Origin of the sequence: Streptomyces sp. NPDC048473 (assembly GCF_043200155.1) — a bacterium.
Classification (GTDB): domain Bacteria; phylum Actinomycetota; class Actinomycetes; order Streptomycetales; family Streptomycetaceae; genus Streptomyces.
On record NZ_JBICXE010000205.1, the window covers coordinates 1 to 1,128 of the forward strand.

At 57.0% G+C, this 1,128-nt stretch carries 1 protein-coding gene; it reads left to right on the plus strand.

Annotated features, from left to right (window positions below; all coding sequences use genetic code 11):
- Nucleotides 1-1,128, plus strand: a 1,128-nt coding sequence (locus tag ACGFU7_RS48255) for a hypothetical protein (protein ID WP_393705190.1), incomplete at both ends; no start/stop codon positions are given.

Here is a 1,128-nt window from a genome sequence, read left to right on the forward strand (position 1 = left end):
CTTGAGCAACCTCGGTATCGACCTGGACCGGCTCAGGATCAACGACGCGGACCAGCTGGCACACCCCCACCTGCCAGGCGGCGGCGGCCTCACGGCCGCAGAAGCAGCGGCCCATGAGACAGACCTGGCGCAAGCAATCAACTCGTATTACGGAGAGAAACGTGATCTTGTCAGATCCCTCCCAACGCTTGAATACGAGGAAAATGGTTTCAAGCTCGGCAGATGGTTTGCAGATTTCAAAGCAAGAGGTCGCAAAAATCTTTCGGATGCCGTAAGGGATGCCCTTAAGAAAGCGGGGATTGATTTCGAGATAGATGCAGACAGCGGAATGTGGAAAATGAAATCTCTTTCTCGTGGTGACCATGTACGTTCTCTGCTGATGGAGTCGGCGTTCAGGGATTTTTACGAAAAGAACTTCAAATTCTTCGGGCATCTTCCCTCACGCGATTCCAAGGTAGGCGGATTCAATATTGGCAGGTGGGCCAATAACTTCAAAAGCAATGGGCTTGTATTCCTTGGGGAGGGGATGAAGGAGGCTCTCCGGTGGGCGGGGATTAATTTCTCGTTGGTGGATGGAAAGTGGAAAACGACTTCCCCTGCCTTGGGCCACGGTTCGGGGTCACGTCGGGTGGTGGAGGCGATCGGTTCGTATTACAGGGGTGGGAATGATTTTGGGAGTCGTGGCGGTCTTCCCGCCAGGGATCATGTGGAGGATGGATTCCCTCTTGGTTATTGGTTTGCGAATCTTGAGCGGGGAGTGTGGGATTTGCAGGAGGGGGCGAAAAGGGCGCTTTCGTTGGCGGGTGTTCCTTTCGGCAGGGTGGTTGTTGAGCGGAAGGGAGAGTTTTTCGAGCGTTGGGTAACCAGTGGTGAGGTTGCTTCCGGTGACGGGTTGGAGTCTTCGGTTGCTGGTGCTGGGGTTTCGGGTGTGCGGGCCGGTGTGGTGGGTTTCGGTGCGGAGGTTGGTCAGGAAACAGCGGTATTGGATCTGGAGGTACGGGACGTCGGGGAAGACGGGGACGGGCTGAGGGAAGACAGCGACGACGGCTCTCTCTTCGGTCCCTCCGGCATGAACGACACCGACGAGGAACCGTCCGGCCCGTCCGCCCACGGCCTCGCGCTGCCCAC